This is a genomic window from Streptomyces sp. SS1-1, assembly GCF_008973465.1.
Taxonomy (GTDB): domain Bacteria; phylum Actinomycetota; class Actinomycetes; order Streptomycetales; family Streptomycetaceae; genus Streptomyces.
In genome coordinates, this window is the sequence record NZ_WBXN01000004.1 from 3,035,370 (window position 1) to 3,054,048 (window position 18,679).

18 protein-coding genes are annotated in these 18,679 nt (G+C 71.2%); 7 read left to right on the forward strand and 11 right to left on the reverse strand.

Annotated features, from left to right (window positions below; all coding sequences use genetic code 11):
* Nucleotides 1-200: 200 nt before the first annotated feature.
* Both F8R89_RS14930 and F8R89_RS14935 read left to right on the forward strand, forming a co-directional pair.
* Nucleotides 201-1,211, forward strand: a complete 1,011-nt coding sequence (locus F8R89_RS14930; protein WP_151784444.1) for an acyl-CoA desaturase — start codon at nt 201-203, stop codon at nt 1,209-1,211.
* The gene (locus F8R89_RS14935) at nt 1,208-1,885 is read left to right on the forward strand and encodes a TetR/AcrR family transcriptional regulator (protein ID WP_151784445.1); all 678 of its coding nucleotides are present in this window, start codon (nt 1,208-1,210) and stop codon (nt 1,883-1,885) included. The genes F8R89_RS14930 and F8R89_RS14935 overlap by 4 nt, the downstream gene beginning before the upstream one ends.
* Nucleotides 1,886-1,975: 90 nt before the next feature.
* Here F8R89_RS14935 and F8R89_RS14940 read toward each other — a convergent pair whose 3' ends face one another.
* From F8R89_RS14940 to F8R89_RS14950, 3 genes are all read right to left on the reverse strand, one after another.
* The gene (locus tag F8R89_RS14940; RefSeq protein WP_086866624.1) at nt 1,976-2,149 is read right to left on the reverse strand and encodes a CsbD family protein; all 174 of its coding nucleotides are present in this window, start codon (nt 2,147-2,149) and stop codon (nt 1,976-1,978) included.
* A gap of 62 nt (nt 2,150-2,211) precedes the next feature.
* Nucleotides 2,212-2,580 (reverse strand): VOC family protein, encoded by a 369-nt coding sequence (locus F8R89_RS14945; protein WP_151784446.1) that lies wholly within the window; start codon nt 2,578-2,580, stop codon nt 2,212-2,214.
* Nucleotides 2,580-3,395 (reverse strand): trans-aconitate 2-methyltransferase, encoded by an 816-nt coding sequence (locus tag F8R89_RS14950; RefSeq protein ID WP_151784447.1) that lies wholly within the window; start codon nt 3,393-3,395, stop codon nt 2,580-2,582. The genes F8R89_RS14945 and F8R89_RS14950 overlap by 1 nt, the downstream gene beginning before the upstream one ends.
* Nucleotides 3,396-3,489: 94 nt before the next feature.
* Here F8R89_RS14950 and tamR point away from each other — a divergent pair, with 94 nt between their 5' ends.
* On the forward strand, nt 3,490-3,987 hold the full coding sequence (tamR, locus tag F8R89_RS14955) for a MarR family transcriptional regulator TamR (RefSeq protein WP_151784448.1): 498 nt from the start codon (nt 3,490-3,492) through the stop codon (nt 3,985-3,987).
* Nucleotides 3,988-4,105: 118 nt separating this feature from the next.
* On the opposite strand, the gene F8R89_RS14960 is transcribed toward tamR, so the two are convergent.
* On the reverse strand, nt 4,106-4,879 hold the full coding sequence (locus F8R89_RS14960) for a LuxR C-terminal-related transcriptional regulator (protein ID WP_151784449.1): 774 nt from the start codon (nt 4,877-4,879) through the stop codon (nt 4,106-4,108).
* A 273-nt stretch (nt 4,880-5,152) separates the two neighbouring features.
* Between F8R89_RS14960 and F8R89_RS14965 the strand changes: the two genes are divergently transcribed.
* The gene (locus F8R89_RS14965) at nt 5,153-5,608 is read left to right on the forward strand and encodes a GNAT family N-acetyltransferase (protein WP_151788127.1); all 456 of its coding nucleotides are present in this window, start codon (nt 5,153-5,155) and stop codon (nt 5,606-5,608) included.
* A 4-nt stretch (nt 5,609-5,612) separates the two neighbouring features.
* Here the strand turns inward: F8R89_RS14965 and galK are convergent, their stop codons facing one another.
* The 3 genes from galK to galT form a co-directional block, all read right to left on the reverse strand.
* Nucleotides 5,613-6,776: a galactokinase gene (gene galK / locus F8R89_RS14970; RefSeq protein WP_151784450.1), complete on the reverse strand. Its 1,164-nt coding sequence runs from the start codon at nt 6,774-6,776 to the stop codon at nt 5,613-5,615.
* A gap of 73 nt (nt 6,777-6,849) precedes the next feature.
* Entirely contained in the window at nt 6,850-7,809 is a 960-nt protein-coding gene (galE, locus tag F8R89_RS14975) for a UDP-glucose 4-epimerase GalE (RefSeq protein WP_151784451.1), read from the reverse strand.
* Nucleotides 7,810-8,868: a galactose-1-phosphate uridylyltransferase gene (gene galT / locus F8R89_RS14980; RefSeq protein WP_151784452.1), complete on the reverse strand. Its 1,059-nt coding sequence runs from the start codon at nt 8,866-8,868 to the stop codon at nt 7,810-7,812.
* Nucleotides 8,869-9,045: 177 nt separating this feature from the next.
* On the opposite strand from galT, the gene F8R89_RS14985 reads away from it, so the two are divergent.
* Nucleotides 9,046-10,737, forward strand: a complete 1,692-nt coding sequence (locus F8R89_RS14985; RefSeq protein WP_151784453.1) for a sodium:solute symporter family protein — start codon at nt 9,046-9,048, stop codon at nt 10,735-10,737.
* 20 nt (nt 10,738-10,757) lie between these two features.
* Nucleotides 10,758-11,105 (forward strand): hypothetical protein, encoded by a 348-nt coding sequence (locus tag F8R89_RS14990; protein WP_151784454.1) that lies wholly within the window; start codon nt 10,758-10,760, stop codon nt 11,103-11,105.
* A 56-nt stretch (nt 11,106-11,161) separates the two neighbouring features.
* On the opposite strand, the gene F8R89_RS14995 is transcribed toward F8R89_RS14990, so the two are convergent.
* The 4 genes from F8R89_RS14995 to F8R89_RS15010 form a co-directional block, all read right to left on the reverse strand.
* On the reverse strand, nt 11,162-11,857 hold the full coding sequence (locus tag F8R89_RS14995) for a helix-turn-helix transcriptional regulator (RefSeq protein ID WP_151784455.1): 696 nt from the start codon (nt 11,855-11,857) through the stop codon (nt 11,162-11,164).
* A 304-nt stretch (nt 11,858-12,161) separates the two neighbouring features.
* Nucleotides 12,162-13,964, reverse strand: a complete 1,803-nt coding sequence (locus F8R89_RS15000) for a PQQ-binding-like beta-propeller repeat protein (protein WP_151784456.1) — start codon at nt 13,962-13,964, stop codon at nt 12,162-12,164.
* An 84-nt stretch (nt 13,965-14,048) separates the two neighbouring features.
* Nucleotides 14,049-15,881, reverse strand: coding sequence for a PQQ-binding-like beta-propeller repeat protein (locus tag F8R89_RS15005; protein ID WP_151784457.1), 1,833 nt, complete (start codon nt 15,879-15,881; stop codon nt 14,049-14,051).
* A 226-nt stretch (nt 15,882-16,107) separates the two neighbouring features.
* Nucleotides 16,108-17,919 carry an ABC-F family ATP-binding cassette domain-containing protein gene (locus tag F8R89_RS15010; RefSeq protein ID WP_151784458.1) on the reverse strand — a complete coding sequence of 604 codons (1,812 nt, stop codon included), beginning with the start codon at nt 17,917-17,919 and terminating at the stop codon, nt 16,108-16,110.
* Nucleotides 17,920-18,075: 156 nt separating this feature from the next.
* Between F8R89_RS15010 and F8R89_RS15015 the strand changes: the two genes are divergently transcribed.
* Entirely contained in the window at nt 18,076-18,669 is a 594-nt protein-coding gene (locus F8R89_RS15015; protein WP_151784459.1) for a Uma2 family endonuclease, read from the forward strand.
* Nucleotides 18,670-18,679: the final 10 nt, after the last annotated feature.

Here is an 18,679-nt window from a genome sequence, read left to right on the forward strand (position 1 = left end):
CAGAGCGGACCGCGCTGTCCGACCGAGACAAGGATAGGTGTCCATGGGGACGCGCTCTCTCTCGGGCTCTTGCCGCAGGGCGGCGCACTGCCATACTTACGACGCCGTAGGTTACGGAACCGTAGGCACCGCACCGGCGGAGCCTGCCCGACCGCGACACGGCATCTGTCACAACCCTCGAAACCCCACAGGGGACGCCCATGACCCTGAGCTCCGATGTGATCGAAGACGCCCCGAAGGCGAACGACGACACCCCGACTCACTCCGCCACGCTCGGCGGGGAGAAGAAACGGTCGATCGAGCAGATCGCGCTTCTCCTCTTCATCATCGTGCCCTTCGTCGCGCTGGTCGCGGCCGTTCCCCTGGCCTGGGGCTGGGGAGTGAGCTGGCTCGACCTCGGCCTGATGGTCTTCTTCTACTTCCTCGGCTGCCACGGCATCACGATCGGCTTCCACCGGTACTTCACGCACGGTTCGTTCAAGGCCAAGCGGCCGCTGCGGATCGCTCTGGCCGTCGCCGGGTCGATGGCCGTGGAGGGCCCGGTCGTCCGCTGGGTGGCGGACCACCGCAAGCACCACAAGTTCTCGGACGCCGAGGGCGACCCGCATTCGCCGTGGCGCTTCGGTGAGACCCTGCCCGCCCTGATGAAGGGCCTGTGGTGGGCGCACATCGGATGGATGTTCGACGAGGAGCAGACGCCGCAGGAGAAGTACGCGCCGGACCTGATCAAGGACCCCGCGATCCGCGCCGTCTCCCGTCACTTCGTGTCCTTCACGATCCTCTCCCTGGCCCTGCCCGCCGTGATCGGCGGCCTGGTGACGATGTCCTGGTGGGGCGCGTTCACCGGCTTCTTCTGGGGGTCCCTCGTCCGGGTGGCCCTGCTGCACCACGTGACCTGGTCGATCAACTCCATCTGCCACGCCGTGGGCAAGCGCCCGTTCAAGTCCCGGGACCGCTCGGGCAACGTGTGGTGGCTGGCCGTGCTGTCGTGCGGCGAGTCCTGGCACAACCTGCACCACGCCGACCCGACGTCCGCGCGGCACGGTGTGGAGCGCTGGCAGATCGACTCCTCGGCCCGCTTCATCCGGATCTTCGAGAAGTTCGGCTGGGCCTACGACGTGCGCTGGCCGTCACGCTCGCGTATCGATTCCCGCCGGAACACCGGGGAAGACGGCGCCCGGCGCCGGAAGGAACCCGCGAAGGCGGCATGATTGACGCCGTGGCGACCGACTCCAGCAGCACCTCCAGCAACGAAAAGCCGCGGCGGGCGCGCCGTACCCGGATGACCGGTGCGGAGCGCCGCCAGCAGTTGCTGGAGATCGGTCGCACCCTGTTCGCCGCGAAGGGGTTCGAGGGCACGTCGGTGGAGGAGATCGCGGCGAAGGCCGGGGTGTCCAAGCCGGTGGTGTACGAGCACTTCGGCGGCAAGGAGGGCCTGTACGCGGTCGTCGTGGACCGCGAGATGCGGCGGCTCCTCGACATGGTGACCGGCTCGCTGACCGCGGGGCATCCGCGGGAGCTGTGCGAGCAGGCGGCCTTCGCGCTGCTGGACTACATCGAGGAGTACACGGACGGGTTCCGCATCCTGGTCCGTGACTCGCCCATCCCCCAGTCGACGGGGTCGTTCGCCTCGCTGATCTCCGACATCGCCACCCAGGTGGAGGACATCCTCGGCCGCGAGTTCAAGAGCCGCGGCTTCGACCCGAAGCTGGCGCCGCTGTACGCGCAGGCGCTGGTGGGGATGGTCGCCCTGACGGGGCAGTGGTGGCTGGACGTGCGCCGGCCGAAGAAGGCCGAGGTGGCGGCCCACCTGGTGAACCTGGCCTGGCACGGCCTCGACGGGCTGGAGGCCCGGCCGCATCTGATCGGCCGCCGCAAGAACTGACGCCGGCGCGAACCCGGGCACGGACACGGGCGCGCGGGGTGCCCCCACAGCACCCCGCGCGCCCGTGCCGGTCTTCGCGGGCGGTGTCCGTCAGTGCTTGAAGGTGTCCTTGCCCTTCTCCTTCGCCTGACGCGCGTCGCCCTTCATCTGGTCGGCCTTGCCCTCGGCGGTCATCCGCTCGTTGCCGGTCATCCGGCCCATGGCTTCCTTGGCCTTGCCCTTGGCCTGTTCCTTCATGGCCCGGGACTTCTCTTCCTTCGCCACGTTGCTCACTCCCGCAAGGTTCGACGTCGCTGCCACGGAACGGGTGTCCCGCAGGGCACCGGTCAAACAGCGGGATCGGGCTCCAGGAACTCCAGCCGGTTGCCGACCGGGTCGTGGGAGAAGAAGCGCCGGTGCCCGGGGAGGTCGCCGTCCCACTCCACGGGGGCGCCGAGAGCGGCCAGCCGGGCGCCGTACGCGGCGATGCCGGTGACCCGCAGTCCGGGGTGCGCCTTGCGGGCCGGGCGGAAGTCCTGCTCGACGCCGAGGTGCAGCCGCACGCCGCAGGCCTGGAACCAGCAGCCGCCGCGTGCCGCGAGCACGGGGGGCTTGGGGATCTCGGTCATGCCGAGGACGTCCACGTAGTACGCGCGCAGGCGGTCCTCGGAGCCGGGCGGGGCGGCGAGCTGGACGTGGTCGACGGCGCTGATCATCACCGCTCCTTGCGGGCGACGGCGAAGATGCGGCGGAACGGGAACGGGGTGCCGTGCGGGCCGGGCGGGTACGCCTCGCGCAGCGCGGCCCGGTAGGCGTCCAGGAAGGCGTCGCGGCGGGCGGGGTCGTCGGCGAGCGCGGTGAGGACGGGGCGCAGGCCGGTGCCCTTCACCCAGTCCAGGACGGGGTCCTCGCCGGGCAGGAGATGCAGGTACGTCGTCTCCCACACGTCCGCCGCGCAGTCCAGGGCGGTCAGGCGGGCCAGATAGTCCCGTGGGTCGTGCACGGCGTCGGAGTGGCGCAGGACGTCCGCGATGCCGTGGCGGGCGGCGAGGTCGCGCATCAGACGATGGCTGGGGGCGTCGAAGTTGCCGGGGACCTGGAAGGCGAAGGTGCCGCCGGGGCGCAGGCCGGCCACCCAGGAGCCGAAGCGGGCGGCGTGGCCCGGCACCCACTGCAGGGTGGCGCTGCTGACGATCAGGTCGTACGGCTCCTCGGGCGTCCAGGTGCCGACGTCGGCGTGGGCGAAGTCCAGGCGGCCGCCGCCCTCGGTGGGGCCCTCGTGCTCGGTGAGGGCGCGGTCCAGCATCGCGGCGGAGTTGTCGAATCCGGTGATGTGGGCGGTGGGCCAGCGGGCGGCGAGCAGGGCGGTGACGTTGCCGGGGCCGCAGCCGAGGTCGGCGATACGGGGGCGGTCGCCGGGGAGCGGGGGGATGCGGGCCAGGAGGTCGGTGAAGGGGCGGGCGCGGTGATCGGCGTGACGCAGGTACTGGGCCGGGTCCCAGGTGGGGGTGGGGGTGACGGCTGCGGACATGGCGGGGCCTCCTGTCTTCCGGGTTCCAGCCTGCCCCCCGTTTTATCTTGACGTCAAGAGACTTCACATCGACACAACCACTACACTGATCGTCATGGAGGACGAGGTCGATCGGCTGGTCGCAGCGTGGCGCCGGGAGCGCCCGGACCTCGACGTGGAACCACTCGAGGTGCTCAGCCGGGTGAGCAGGCTGGCCCGGCATCTGGACCGTGCGCGCCGGCTGGCGTTTTCCGAGCACAGTCTGGAGCCGTGGGAGTTCGACGTGCTGACCGCGCTGCGGCGCGCGGGTGATCCGTACCAGCTCTCGCCGGGGCAGTTGCTGACCCAGACGCTGGTCACCTCGGGCACGATGACGAACCGTATCGACCGGCTGGCCAAGAAGGGGCTGGTGGAGCGGCTGCCCGACCCGAGCGACCGGCGCGGGGTGCTGGTGCGGCTCACGGCCGAGGGGCGCGATCGGGCCGACCAGGCGCTGGCGGGGCTGCTCGCGCAGGAGCGGGCGATCCTGGGGGAGCTGTCGGGGGGGCAGCGGGCCGAGTTGGCGGGGTTGCTGCGCAGGCTTACGGCGCCCTTCGACAACATTCCGGGCTAGGTGCGCGTTCGGGTGCGGCGCCGTCGTGGCTGGTCGCGCAGTTCCCCGCGCCCCTGAAAAGCCGTTCCGCCACCCTCTGAAAAGCCGTTCCGCCCGGCCCCCTGGAAAGCCGTTGCCGTCAGGCGCTGGTTGTGGCCTCCGGGAGGATTCGGGGTTGGGGGGTCAGGTCGACCGGGCCCACTCCCGCCCGGCGGGCCAGGGCTACCGCGGCCAGGGTGGAGTGGACGCCCAGCTTGCCCAGGACGTTCTGCATGTGGGTGCGGACCGTGTGCGGGGAGAGGAACAGGCGCTCGGCGACGGCCTTGCGGCCCAGGCCCGCCACCATGCAGCGCAGCACCTCCCGCTCGCGCGGGGTCAGCGACTCCACGAGCCGCTCGCTCTCCGTACGGTGCTTGCGGGCCGCCGTCAGCTCGCGCAGCACCCCCGTGAGCAGGGCGGGCGGCAGATGCGTCTCGTCGCGCAGCACCCCGCGGATCACCGTGAGCAGCCGGGACAGCGAGCAGTCCTTGGCGACCCAGCCGGACGCCCCGGCCTGCAGGGCCAGCGCGGCCCGGCGCGGGTCGTCCTTCTCGGCGAGGACGACGGTCCGTACGGCGGGCTGCGCGGAGCGGACGCCCGCGACCAGCGAGATGCCGTCGACCAGGCCGTCCTCGCCCACCTCCTGGACGGGCGGGGCGGGCCGTATGCCCGGCATGGCGCCGCCCAGGTCGGCGTCGACGAGCAGCACGTCGAAGCGGCGCCCCTCGGCGGCCGCGCGCTCCAGGCAGCGCAGCGCGGCCGGACCGCTGCCCGCGGCGGAGACCTCGACGTCGGGCTCGGCCGCCAGCGCGGCGGCGAGCGACTCGGCGAAGATGCGATGGTCGTCGACGACCAGGACTCGGATGCGAACCACGAAACCCCCTTCCCCGAGCTCCCGAAGAGCAGGGGATACCCCATCGTCATGAGGACGACACCGGGAGACGAACACGGTCGCGGGCGCGACGCCCGAAGCACGAAGGGCACGCACGGCCGCCGCCGTGCAGGAACTGCTACCCCCCACTTCGGGCGTCGAACCCGACTGTCTCGCCCCCTGATCAGCACCGGCCCCCACCGGTGCTGCTCATCAGAGTACGGGCGGGGGGCAGGAGCGGAAGCGAATTTGCAGAACTGGTTCGCCGACGCGTTTATGGTGAGCCGCATGTTTCGTCTGGAGACAGAAGTCGACACTTCCCGGCGGGATCTGCTCCGGCGGAGACTGCGCGACACCAACACGGCGGCCTCCCCGGTGCTCCGCGCCCTGCGCGGAACCCCAGGTGAACGCGAACTTCCGCTCCATGTGTGGGCGTTGGACGACGCGGGCGCCGTGGCCGGGGGTCTGGTCGGCCACACCTGGGCGACCTGGCTGCACGTCACGTATCTGTGGGTGGACGAACGCCACCGCGGCGCCCGGCTCGGTTCGCATCTGCTCGCACACGCGGAGCGCGTCGCCCGCGACGAGCGCGGCTGTGCTTCCGTGCGCCTGGAGACATGGGACTTCCAGGCGCCGGAGTTCTACCGGAAGCAGGGGTACGACGTGGTGTGCGTGATCCCCGACTATCCGCCGGGGATCACCGAGTACACGCTCACCAAGCGGCTGCGCTGAACACTCAGCGCAGGCGTCGCGCGCCCGCCGCCGGCACCGCCTCGAACACGCGCGGCGCGGTGAAGCCGGCCGCGGCGAAGGCGTCCTCGACGGCCTTGGTGATGCCCTCGACGTCCCCGGCCTCGGCCAGCACGATCGCCGAGCCGCCGAAGCCGCCGCCGGTCATCCGGGCGCCCAGCGCCCCGGCGGACAGAGCGGACTCGACGACGACGTCGAGCTCGGGGCAGGACACCCGGAAGTCGTCGCGCAGCGAGGCATGGCCCTCGGTCAGGACCGGGCCGATCGCCCGGGTCTCGCCGGACTCCAGCAGGGCGACGACCCGTTCGACGCGCTGGTCCTCGGTGACGACGTGCCGCACCAGGCGGCGCACCTCCTCGTCGTCGCCGATCCGGGCGAGGGCCGCGTCCAGTTCGCCGTAGGGGACGTCCCGCAGGGCGTCGACGCCGAGGAGCGCGGCGCCCTTCTCGCAGCCGGCGCGGCGCTTGCCGTACTCGCCCTCGCTGTGGGAGTGCTTGACCTGCGTGTCGACCACGAGCAGCCGCATGCCCTCGGCGGCCAGGTCGAAGGGGATCTGCCGCTGGGAGAGGTCGCGGGTGTCGAGGAAGAGGGCGTTGCCGGCCTCGCAGCAGGCGGACGCCGTCTGGTCCATGATGCCGACGGGGGCGCCGACGTAGACGTTCTCCGCGCGCTGGCACAGCCGGGCCAGCTGCCAGCCCTTCAGGCCCAGGTCGTACAGGTCGTTGAGGGCGAGGGCGACGACGACCTCCAGGGCCGCCGAGGAGGACAGGCCCGCGCCCGCCGGGACGGTCGACGCGAGGTGGATGTCGGCGCCGGCGACGGCGTGCCCGGCGTTGCGCAGCGCCCAGACGACGCCGGCCGGGTAGGCGGTCCAGGCGCGGTCGGTCTCGGGGGCGAGGTCGTCGACGCGCAGTTCCACGACCCCGCCGCGCACGTCCTCGGAGTGCAAACGCAGCACGCCGTCCTCGCGGCGCGCGACCGCGGCGACCGCGGTGTGCGGCAGCGCGAACGGCATCACGAAGCCGTCGTTGTAGTCGGTGTGCTCGCCGATGAGGTTGACCCGCCCGGGCGCGGCCCACACCCCCTCCGGCTCGGACCCGTACAGCTCCCGGAACCGCTCCGCGACCGCGGCCGCCGTGTCGACGCTCATCCCCTGATCCTGACCTTCCCTGCCGAACCGGCCTCGACGGCCGATGAGTTGACCGGCCGCTCAGCCGTAGAACCTAGCCAATACGCTGCGCGAACTCCCACGCGTCCCGGACGATGCCCGCGAGGTCGGTGCGGGACGGGTTCCAGCCGAGCCGCTCGCGGGCGGTGGCGGCGGAGGCGACCAGGACGGCCGGGTCGCCGCCGCGGCGCGGGGCCACCACCTCGGGCACCGGGTGCCCGGTGACCTGACGGACCGTCTCGATGACCTCGCGGACGGAGAATCCGTTGCCGTTGCCGAGGTTGCAGACGAGGTGCTCGCCCGGCACGGCGGCCTTCAGGGCGAGCAGATGGGCCTCGGCGAGGTCGGCGACGTGGATGTAGTCGCGGACGCAGGTGCCGTCCGGCGTCGGGTAGTCGTCGCCGAACACGGAGATCGACGCGCGGCGGCCCTGGGCAACCTGGAGGACGAGCGGGATCAGGTGCGACTCGGGGTCGTGGCGCTCGCCGTGCTCCCCGTAGGCGCCGGCGACGTTGAAGTAGCGCAGCGACACGGCGGCCAGGCCGTGGGCCGCGGCCTCGCCGGTGATCATGTGGTCGACGGCGAGCTTGGAGGCGCCGTAGGGGTTGGTGGGCAGCGTGGGCGCCGACTCGACGATCGGCACCTCGGCCGGCTCGCCGTAGGTGGCCGCCGTGGAGGAGAAGACGAGGGTGCGCACGCCCGCCTCGCGCATGGCATCGAGGAGGGCCATGGAGCCGCCGACGTTGTTCTCCCAGTACTTCTCGGGCTTCACGACGGACTCGCCGACCTGGGAGGAGGCGGCGAAGTGCAGGACGCCGTCGAAGGAGGCGTCCAGCCACTTGGCGGCGTCACGGATGTCGCCCTCGACGAACGTGGCGCCGGCGGGCACGCCCTCGCGGAAGCCGGTGGAGAGGTTGTCGAGGACGACGACCTCGTTGCCGGCCTCGATCAGGTGCTGGGCGACCACGCTCCCGACGTAGCCCGCGCCCCCGGTGACCAGAAACTTCCCGCTCATCTAACTCGCTACCTCTCGCAGTCGCCCGGCCGCGCGCTCCGGCGGCACGTCGTTGATGAACACGTTCATGCCGGACTCCGAACCCGCGAGGAACTTCAGCTTGCCGGAGGTACGGCGGATGGTGAAAAGCTCGAGGTGCAGCGCGAAGTCGTCCCGCGCGACGCCGTCGGACTCCGCCGATCGGCCGAACGGCGCCTGGTGCCAGCCGGAGATGTACGGCGTGGGCGGCTCGCCCTCGCCGAAGATCCGGTCGAAGCGCCGCAGCAGTTCCAGATAGACCCCGGGGAACTCCGCGCGGGCCGCCTCGTCGAGGGCGAGCAGGTCCGGCACCCGGCGCCTGGGGTACAGGTGGACCTCGTACGGCCAGTGCGCGGCGTACGGCACGAAGGCCACCCAGTGGTCACTCTCCAGGACGATCCGCTCCCCGGCGAGTTCGCGCTCCAGGACGGCGTCGAAGAGGTTGCCGCCGCCGGTGGCGGCCTTGTGCCGCGCGAGCGAACGCAGCATCAGGGCGGTGCGGGGCGTGGTGAAGGGGTAAGCGTAGATCTGCCCGTGCGGATGCCCGAGGGTGACACCGATCTCGGCGCCGCGGTTCTCGAAGCAGAACACCTGCTCGACGGCGGGCAGCGAGGACAGCTCCGAGGTGCGGTCGGTCCACGCGTCCAGGACGAGGCGCGCCTGTTCCTCGGTCAGATCGGCGAAGGAGGCGTCGTGGTCGGAGGTGAAGCAGACGACCTCGCAGCGCCCGGAGTCGCCGGCGAGGGACGGGAAGCGGTTCTCGAAGACGACGACGTCGTAGGAGGAGTCGGGGATCTCGCTGAGCCGGCCGTCCCGGGAGGGGCAGAGGGGGCACTGGTCGGCCGGCGGGTGGTAGGTGCGGCCCTGCCGGTGGGAGGCGATGGCGACGGCGTCCCCGAGGAGGTCGTCGTGGCGGATCTCCGACGTGGTGACGGTGGGCTCCAGCGGGCGGCGGTCGACCGCCTGGCGCACGGTGTCGTCGCGCAGGTCGTAGTAGATGAGCTCCCGACCGTCCGCCAGCCGGGTCGAGGTCTTCTTCACGCGGGACTCCACACTTGTCCGAACCTTCACCCAACAGAATCAAACATAGGAGAACACAACCCACCACGGTCGGTCAACATCACGATCAAACAAAAACCGTCACTCGGAGTGTTCAATTACTGAACACGGCGGCGTAGGTTCCGCTCTGGATCGATTCGCTAAACGAAGCGAGTACACATGGAAACCCCCACATATCCCCCCACCTACCTCGCCGCGGAGCTTCGGCTCCCCACGAACTGGCTCGACTACACGCTGCTGGCCATCTACTTCGTCGTCGTGCTGGGCATCGGTTTCGCGGCCCGCCGCTCGGTGAAGACCAGCCTGGACTTCTTCCTGTCCGGGCGCTCCCTGCCCGCCTGGGTGACCGGCCTGGCGTTCATCTCCGCCAACCTGGCCGCCACCGAGATCCTCGGCATGGCCGCCAACAGCGCCCAGTACGGCGCCTACACCGTCCACTGGTACTGGGTCGGCGCCATCCCGGCCATGGTCTTCCTGGGCCTCGTGATGATGCCCTTCTACTACGGCAGCAAGGTCCGCTCCGTGCCGGAGTTCCTGCTGCTGCGCTTCGACCGGGCGGCCCATCTGCTCAGTTCGATCCTGTTCGCCTTCGCCGCCATCCTGATCGCCGGGGTCAACCTGTACGCCCTCGCGATCGTGGTCGAGGCCCTGCTGGGCTGGCCGCAGTGGGTGGCGATCGTCGTCGCCGGCTTCTTCGTGCTGGCGTACATCACGCTCGGCGGACTGTCCTCGGCGATCTACAACGAGGTCCTGCAGTTCTTCGTGATCCTGGCCGCGCTCATCCCGATCACGGTGCTCGCCCTGAAGAAGGTCGGCGGCTGGGACGGCCTGAGCGACACCCTGACCAAGGCCCACGGCGACAACTTCGTCACCGCCTGGGGCGGCACCGGCATCGGCGACGCCAACCCGCTCGGCGCCAACTGGCTGACGATCGTCCTCGGCCTCGGCTTCGTGCTGTCGTTCGGCTACTGGACGACCAACTTCGCCGAGGTCCAGCGCGCCCTGTCCGCGAAGAACCTCTCGGCGGCCCAGCGCACCCCGCTGATCGCGGCCTTCCCCAAGATCTTCATCGTCTTCCTGGTGATGATCCCCGGCCTGGCGGCCGCCGCCCTGGTCCCCGGCTTCGGCACCCAGGAGTCCGGCTACCAGTACAACGACGCCATCCCCTTCCTCATGGAGGGCCTGCTGCCCAACGGTGTCCTGGGCGTCGCCGTGACCGGTCTGCTGGCCGCGTTCATGGCCGGCATGGCGGCCAACGTGTCGTCCTTCAACACCGTCTTCACCACGGACATCTGGCAGAAGTACGTGGTCAAGGACCGCGAGGACACCTACTACGTGCGCTTCGGACGGCTCATCACGGCCATCGGTGTCATGGCCTCCATCGGCACGGCGTTCCTGGCCTCGTCGTTCTCGAACATCATGAGCTACCTGCAGACGCTGTTCTCGTTCTTCAACGTGCCGATGTTCGTGGTCTTCATCATCGGCATGTTCTGGAAGCGGGCCTCGATGAAGTCGGGCTTCTGGGGACTGCTGGCCGGCACCACGGCGGCGATGGTCAACTACTTCGTCCTCTACAAGCAGGACGTCATCTCCATCCCCACCGACCAGGGCGCGAACTTCGTCTCCGCCATCGCGGGCTTCGTGGCCGGCGCGGTCGTCATGGTCGCCGTCTCCCTGTTCACCGCGCCCAAGACGGCGCACGAACTGCAGGGCCTGGTCTACGGCACCCGCTCCCCCGGCATGTCGGAGCCGCCCGCCGTGGGTGACGACGCCTGGTACCGCAAGCCCGCCCTGCTGGGCTGGGGCGCGGTGATCCTGGCGGCCGTCTGCTACATCCCGTTCTCGTTCTGACCAGGAAGGTCCGACCGACCATGACCGACCATCCCGAGCACCCCGACCGCCCGCGCCACCCCGGCTGGTCCGAGGAGGACGTGCAGCGCGAGGTCACCGAGCTGCAGGAGAAGTCCGAGACGGCGGCCCGGCTCTTCGACATCCGGCGCATCATCGGCGGGCTCTTCGTCGTCTACGGCGTCATCGTCACGATCGTCGGCATCACCGACGACGACGCCGCCATCGACAAGGCCGAGGGCGTCAACATCAACCTGTGGACCGGACTGGGCATGCTGCTGCTCGGCCTGTTCTTCCTGGCCTGGCTGAAGCTGCGGCCCGCCGCGCCGCCGACCCCGCCGGTCGCGCCGGGCGACGAACCGTCCGAATGACCCCACCGGGGGCGAGCGGCGACCGCCCTCGCCCCCGCGGTCCCCGGCCCCCTGCCCTACGCCTCCGGCGGCGCGTGGGGGCGGGGCAGTGGGCCCGCCCGGTCGAGCAGGCCGGTGCGGGCCGCCAGGGCCGCCGCCTCCAGCCGGGACCCGACCCCCAGCTTCATCAGCACCCGCTGGACATGGGTACGGGCCGTCGACGGCGCGATGCCCATGCCGGCGGCGATGAGCCGGGTGTCCTCGCCGTCGGCGACCCGGACCAGCACCTCCACCTCCCGCGGGGTCAGCATCTGCAGCAGCCGCTGCCCCTCGTCGTCCGGCTGGGCCGCCGGGTTGAGCAGCTCGCTGAACGCGCCCTGCAGCAACTGCGGCGCCACCGCCGCCTCACCGGCCCGCGCCTTCATGATCGCCCGCTCGACGCCCTCGATGCGCTCGTCGTGCCGTACATAGCCGGAGGCGCCGGCCGCGAACGCCGCCGCGATCCCGCGCGGGCTCGGCACCGGTCCGAGGACCAGCACCGCCACCTGCGGCCGCTCCCGCTTGATCCGCACCACCGGGTCGAACATGCCCGGCTCCGCCGGTGTCGCCGTCCCCAGCAGACACACCTCGGGCGCCCGCGTGATCACCAGCTCGGCCGCCCCCGCGGCCGGAGCGGCCGCGGCCAGCACCCGATGCCCCCTCAGTTTCAGTGCCGAGGCCAGCGCCTCGGCGAGCAACCGGTGGTCGTCGACCACCATCAGCCGCACTCCCATCGAGCAACCCCCCAGTCCCCCCAATGGATCTCCCGCCATGCCCGGATCGGCTCACGCCGGTCCGGACGCCCCACTATGGCCGTCCACTGGTCCGCGCGGACAGAAGCCCCCTCCCGGCTCCCCCGCCCTTCATGCCCCCGGAAGCTACACGCTTGTTCGACGTCGCGCTCCCCCTACCGGCGATAAGTGCCCCGGAACGGCGGAATTTCCGGCTTTCCGCGCACGCCGTGGACCGCAGGCGATAAGCCGGCGGCCCCGCTCCTGACCAGGAGCGGGGCCGCCGGATACGGGAGGGGCGCGCGCGTCAGCCCTTCGCGCCGAACGCGATCACATGCCACCGCTGCTCGCCCGAGCTCCCCAGGGAGCTGGCGAACCGGGACGACATGTACAGACGGCCCTGGGAGTACAGGAGTTCGGCGTAGTCCGGGGACATCCGCGTCTCGATGTCCCGGACCGTGCGCGCGGCCGGGTTCTCCAGGAGCCTGGTCTCCTTGAAGCTGCCGCCGTCGATGCTGACGATCTGGCCGCCCTTGTCGTACGGGGGCCGCTTGTAGGCGATCACGTTCCCGCCGTCCATGCGCAGCGGCGTGATCGTGTAGCGGTCGCCGGCGTCGGCGCGCTGCCCGGTCTGCTTGCCGCTGGCCAGGTCGAAGGCGACGATCTCGTTGGTGCGGCCGTAGTCGCCGCCGCCGGAGTGCTCCTTGGTCGCCGCGTACAGCCGGTCGTTGCCGACGACGACGCCGGTGCACGCCTCGATGGTGGTGACGCCGGAGCAGCGGGCGGAGAACTTGTCGGCGGGCAGCGGGATGCGGATGCGCAGCTTGCCGGTCTTGTTGTCGATGGAGAAGACGTCCGAGATGCCGATGGCGTCGGACTCGCCGACCTCGGCGGCCACCACGAGCGGGTCGGTGGAGACGACGCTGGCGTACTCGACGCCCTCGGCCATCTTGTACTCGGAGATCACCTTCCCGCTCTTCGGGTCGACGGTCTGGATGTGCAGCTGCGGCTGGTCGTAGGTGCCGCACTTGCGCACGGTGACCAGCTTGGGCCCGCCGGCGTAGCCGAGGTCGTAGCAGTCGTCGTCGGCCTTCGGCGACCACAGCTGCCGGCCGGACTCCAGGTCGAAGGCGGCGCCGCCGCTGGTGCCGCCCGCGGCGACGGTGCCGCCGCTGACGGTGAGGTTGTCGAAGCGGAGCTCACGGCTCCCCGCCTTGGCGGTCTTCGTCCACAGCTTCTTGCCGGTGTCGAGGTCGATCGCCGCGACCTGGCTGCAGCCGTGGGACGGCTTGTCCTTGGTCGGCTTCGCGGGCTGGAAGGCGATCGCCGTGAGGTGCCCGTCGGTGACGTGCCGGGCGGCCTGGCAGACCGGTCCGGGCAGCGGGATCGACCACAGCTTCGTGCCCTTGGCCGGGTCGTAGCCGACGACCTCGGAGACGCCGCTCTTGACGTACGCCTTCCCGGTCAGCCACGAGCCGGCGACCACGACGCTGGTGTCCTCGCCGACCTTGGGCGACGGGACCTTGAACAGCACGTCGGAGTTGGCGTCGGAGGGCACCTTCTCGGTGCCGTCGGGGGTGTCCCCGCCGCCGCCCTGCCCGTCGTCGCCTCCGCCGCCGGTGCCGCCGCTGGAGCTGGCCGTCTCGTCCTTGCCGCCGTCGTCACCGTTCTTGAACAGGTAGATCCCGCCGACGACCAGGGCGAGCACCACGACCACCGCGGCCGCGATCACCGCGATCCGCGAGCCGTTCGAGCCGCCGCCGGCCGCCGTGACGGGCTGCGTCGCGTAGGGCTGCGGCTGCTGCGGATAGCCGTAACCGGGCTGCTGGCCGTACGGGTTGGGCGTCGGGTACGGCGGGGGCTGCTGCTGGGCGTACGGGTTGGGCTGCTGGCCCGGGTAGCCGTACGGCGGCTGCGGCTGCTGCGGTGCCTGCGGGTAGCCGTAGCCCGGCTGCTGCTGCGGCGGACCGGCCGGCGGGGTGGGCGGACCCTGCGGCGGCGGCTGCGGCGGCTGGTACTGCTGGCCGGGCTGCTGGGGCGGCTGGTCCTGGGGCGGGCCGAAGCCGCCCTGCGGAGGCTGGTTCGGTGGCGGGGGCGGCGGCTGGGTCATGGCGGGGGCACCTCGGCGAGGGGGGAGGGGACGGGAGCGCGGCGGACACGGCGGAGGCGCGGGTGCCGGGCACCCGCGCCGAACTCACTTGCCGTAGGCGAGGATCAGCTTCTCCTTGGCGTCGTCCCGGCCGCTGAGGCGGGTGCTCGACAGGTAGAAGCGGCCGTCGACCCAGTCGTACGCCTTGGAGAAGAAGCCGTTCTCGATCCGCGCGGCGCTCACCGGGTTCTGCAGGACCTTCGCCGGCTCGTGACCGCCGCCGCTCAGCGGGATCGACACGACCTGGCCGCCCGCGTCGTACGACGGCGTCACGTACGCGACGAGCTTGCCGCCCTCGACCTTGACCGGGAGCATCGTCTCCTCGGCGGGCGACTTGGCGCGCCACTTCTCCTTGCCGCTGTCCAGGCTGATCGCCACGATCTCGTTGGCGGCGGCGATGGCCTTGGTCGGCATGTACAGCGTGTCCTTGTCGGCGACCACCCCGCCGCAGCCCTGCAGGGCGCGCTCCAGGATGGCCCAGCCGCACTCGGCGCCGATCTCCAGGTCGACGGAGACCTGCGAACGGCGCTTGCCGCTGGAAGCGTCGAACGTGGAGATGTTCCACGTCTTCTTGTCCTTGTTGGTGCTGTAGACGACCAGCGGGTCGACGGAGAAGACGCGGGCGACCCGCCATCCCTTGTCGATCTGCCGCGTCCACCTGGCCTTGCCCGTCGCCGGGTCGAGGGCCTGGATCTCGTCGTGCTCGCCGGAGCCGCCGGCGTCGCAGGACGCCACGCCGACCAGGGCGTCGCCGCCCGCGAAGGCGTCGGGGAAGCACTTGTCGCCGTAGCGCTGCTTGTCCCACATCTTCTTGCCGGTGCCGATGTCGTAGGCGACGCCGGACTGCGAGCGGCCCACCATCAGCGTCTTGCCGGTGATGGACATCTCGACCTTGAGGGTGGTGTCGAACAGGCCGCCCTCGCCGACCGTGCCCTTCCAGCCCTTCGCACCGGTGTTCAGGTCGATCTGCTGGAGCTGGTTGCACTTGGCGCGGTCGCTGCCGCCGCTCATGTACGCCACGACGACCTTGTCGTCGGACGACTTCTGCGCGGTGACCGAGCAGATCTTCTGCGGGAAGGAGATCGGGTCCCAGGCCTCCTCGCCGTCGGCGACGCGGTAGCCGAAGACCTGCTTGTAGGCCGCCTTCACCGCGGTCTTGTCGGTGATCCACATGCCGGGGGCGTCGGCGCCCGAACCGGGGGCGTCGGGGGCGGGCTTGTACCAGAGCACCTTGGCCTCGCCGGCCTGCCGGCCGCCGTTGAGGTTCTCCGGGTCGGCGCCGCCGCCGCTGCCCTCGTCGCCGCCCTCGTCGTCACCGGTCGGGGACGCGGAGCCCTTCGGGTCGTCGGTCTTCTGCGCGACCGGCTTCTTCGGGTCGTCGTCGCCGCCGCTGGTCACCGCGTACACGGTGCCGCCGATCACCGCGAGCGCGGCGACGGCCGCGACGACGGCGAGGGCGGGCTTGCCCTTGAACGGGTTGCGCGAGCCGCCGGGCGGCGGGGTGCCGGGCGCGCCCGGGTACTGCGGCTGGCCCGGGTAGCCGTATCCCGGCTGCGGCGGCTGGCCGTAGGGGCCGGGCTGCTGGGGCTGGCCGTACGGGCCCGGCTGCTGGGGCGGCTGGCCGTACGGGCCGGACGCGTAGGGGCCCGGCTGCTGCGGGGGCTGCTGGGGGTAGCCGTAGCCGGGCTGCGGCGGACCGGCCGGCGGCTGCGGCGGTCCCTGCGGCGGCGGAGGCGTCTGGGGGGCGCCCTGCGGCGGGGGCGGGGTCCCGGGGGCACCGTCCGGCTGCGGCGGCTGCGGGGCGCCGAAGCCACCCTGCCGCGGATCCTGCGGTGCGCCGAAACCGCCCTGCGGCGGCTGGTTGGGCGGCTGGCTCATGAGCGGTCCCCCTTGGTGGGCCGGTGCGGTGCCACGTCCTGTGCCGTCGCGATCTCGCCACACCGGCGTTTCTCAGACTGTCCTCAGCGGCCCTTTCTATCACCCGTCACCGAAGGCGCACCGGGCCCCGCCCGCCCCTGTACCCAAGGGAGGACCGGCCTGTGATGCCCTCGTTATGACCCTTCACGGGCTCTTCACGTGCGGGAGCCCGGCGACCGGACGGCGGCTACGCGTCCTCGGCGAGTTCGAGCCAGCGCAGTTCCAGCTCGTCCCGCTGGGTGGCCAGATCGCGCAGTTCCGCGTCGAGTTCGGCGACCTTCGCGAAGTCCGTGGCGTTCTCGGCGATCTGTGCGTGCAGCTTGGTCTCCCGCTCGGACAGCTTGTCGAGCTGCCGCTCGATGCGCTGCAACTCCTTCTTCGCGGCCCGCAGATCGGCGGCGCTGCGCTCCGGCACGGCCTTCTCGGCGGCCGGGGCGGACGCGGCGGCGGCGACCTGGGCGGCCTCCATGCGGTGGCGGCGCTCCAGGTACTCGTCGATGCCGCGGGGCAGCATCCGCAGGGTGGCGTCGCCGAGCAGGGCGAAGACCCGGTCGGTGGTGCGTTCGACGAAGAACCGGTCGTGGGAGATGACGATCATCGAGCCGGGCCAACCGTCGAGGAGGTCCTCCAGCTGGGTCAGGGTCTCGATGTCGAGGTCGTTGGTGGGCTCGTCGAGGAAGAGGACGTTGGGCTCGTCCATCAGCAGCCGCAGCAGTTGCAGCCGGCGGCGCTCACCGCCGGAGAGGTCCCCGACCGGCGTCCACTGCTTCTCCTTGCCGAAGCCGAACGTCTCGCAGAGCTGACCGGCCGTCATCTCGCGGCCCTTGCCGAGGTCGACGCGCTCACGGACCTGCTGCACGGCCTGCAACACCCGCCACTCGGGGTCGAGTTCGGCGACCTCCTGCGACAGATAGGCCAGCTTGACCGTCTTGCCGACGCGGATCCGCCCGGCCGCGGGCTGGGTCTCGCCCTCGCTGGAGGCGGCCTCGGCGAGCGCCCGCAGCAGGGACGTCTTGCCGGCGCCGTTGACGCCGACGAGGCCGATGCGGTCGCCGGGGCCGAGCTGCCAGGTCACGTGCTTCAGCAGGACCTTGGGGCCGGCCTGGACGGTGACGTCCTCCAGGTCGAAGACGGTCTTGCCGAGCCGGGAGGAGGCGAACTTCATCAGCTCGCTGCTGTCGCGCGGCGGCGGCACGTCCGCGATCAGCTCGTTGGCCGCCTCGATGCGGAAGCGCGGCTTGGAGGTGCGGGCGGGGGCGCCGCGGCGCAGCCAGGCCAGCTCCTTGCGGACCAGGTTCTGCCGCTTGACCTCCTCGGTCGCGGCGATGCGCTCCCGCTCGGCGCGCGCGAAGACGTAGTCGGAGTAGCCGCCCTCGTACTCGTGGACGACGCCGCGCTGGACGTCCCACATGCGGGTGCAGACCTGGTCCAGGAACCAGCGGTCGTGGGTGACGCAGACGAGGGCGGAGCGGCGTTCGCGCAGGTGCTGGGCGAGCCAGGAGATGCCCTCGACGTCGAGGTGGTTGGTGGGCTCGTCGAGGACGATCAGGTCCTGTTCGTCGATGAGCAGCTTGGCGAGCGCGATCCGGCGCCGCTCGCCGCCGGACAGCGGACCGATGACGGTGTCGAGTCCCTGCGGGAAGCCGGGCAGGTCGAGGCCGCCGAAGAGGCCCGTCAGGACATCCCGGATCTTGGCGTTGCCGGCCCACTCGTGGTCGGCGAGGTCGCCGATCACCTCGTGGCGGACGGTCGCCTCGGGGTCGAGGGAGTCGTGCTGGGTGAGGACGCCGAGCCGCAGCCCGCCGGAGTGGGTGACCCGGCCGGTGTCGGGCTCCTCCAGCTTGGCGAGCATCCGGATCATGGTCGTCTTGCCGTCGCCGTTGCGGCCGACGACGCCGATGCGGTCCCCCTCGGAGACGCCGAGCGAGACGCCGTCGAGCAGGGCACGGGTGCCGTACACCTTGCTGACGTTCTCGACATTGACCAGATTGACGGCCATTTCTCTCCTGCCCGGTGGATCGATCAGCTTTCCAGCCTAGGCCCTGCCGGGGGACGGCCGTGACGCGAGGAGATGGTCACCCTTTGTGATGACGTGATCGGAATCGGGCGGCTACCGTAGGTGGCAGGCAGCAGGATCCCGTCCATGGGAGGAATCATGACCGCCGAACCCGTGAAGCACCGCGTCCGGTGGCCGGTGCCGCCGCAGGACGGCTACACCGTGGACGACCTGTTCACGCTGCCCGATCTCCCGCCGCACACCGAGCTGATCGACGGGAGTCTGGTTTTCGTGAGTCCGCAGCGAGATTTCCACAGTGTCGTCATCGACCTGCTGGTCAACGGGCTTCGTCAGACCGCGCCACCCGGGTTCAGGACCAGGCGGGAAATGACCGTCGTCCTTGATCAGCGCAATGGGCCCGAGCCTGACGTGAGCATCGTCCGTACCGAGGCGATCACCGGGTCGGGCCAGACGCACTACGCGGCGAAGGACGTGCTTCTCGCCGTCGAGGTCGTCTCCCCGGACTCCGAGTCACGGGACCGCACCACCAAGCCACAGAAGTACGCGACCGCAGGCATCCCGAGCTTCTGGCGCGTGGAGGAGAACGGCGCGAGCGGCAAGCCTGTCATTCACGTCTACGAGCTCGATCCCATGACGCAGTCCTATGTGCACATGGGCATGCACCGCGACCGCATCAAGGTCGACAAGCCCTACTCCATCGACATCGACCTGACGGCCATCGACGAACTCTGAGGGTCGGCCG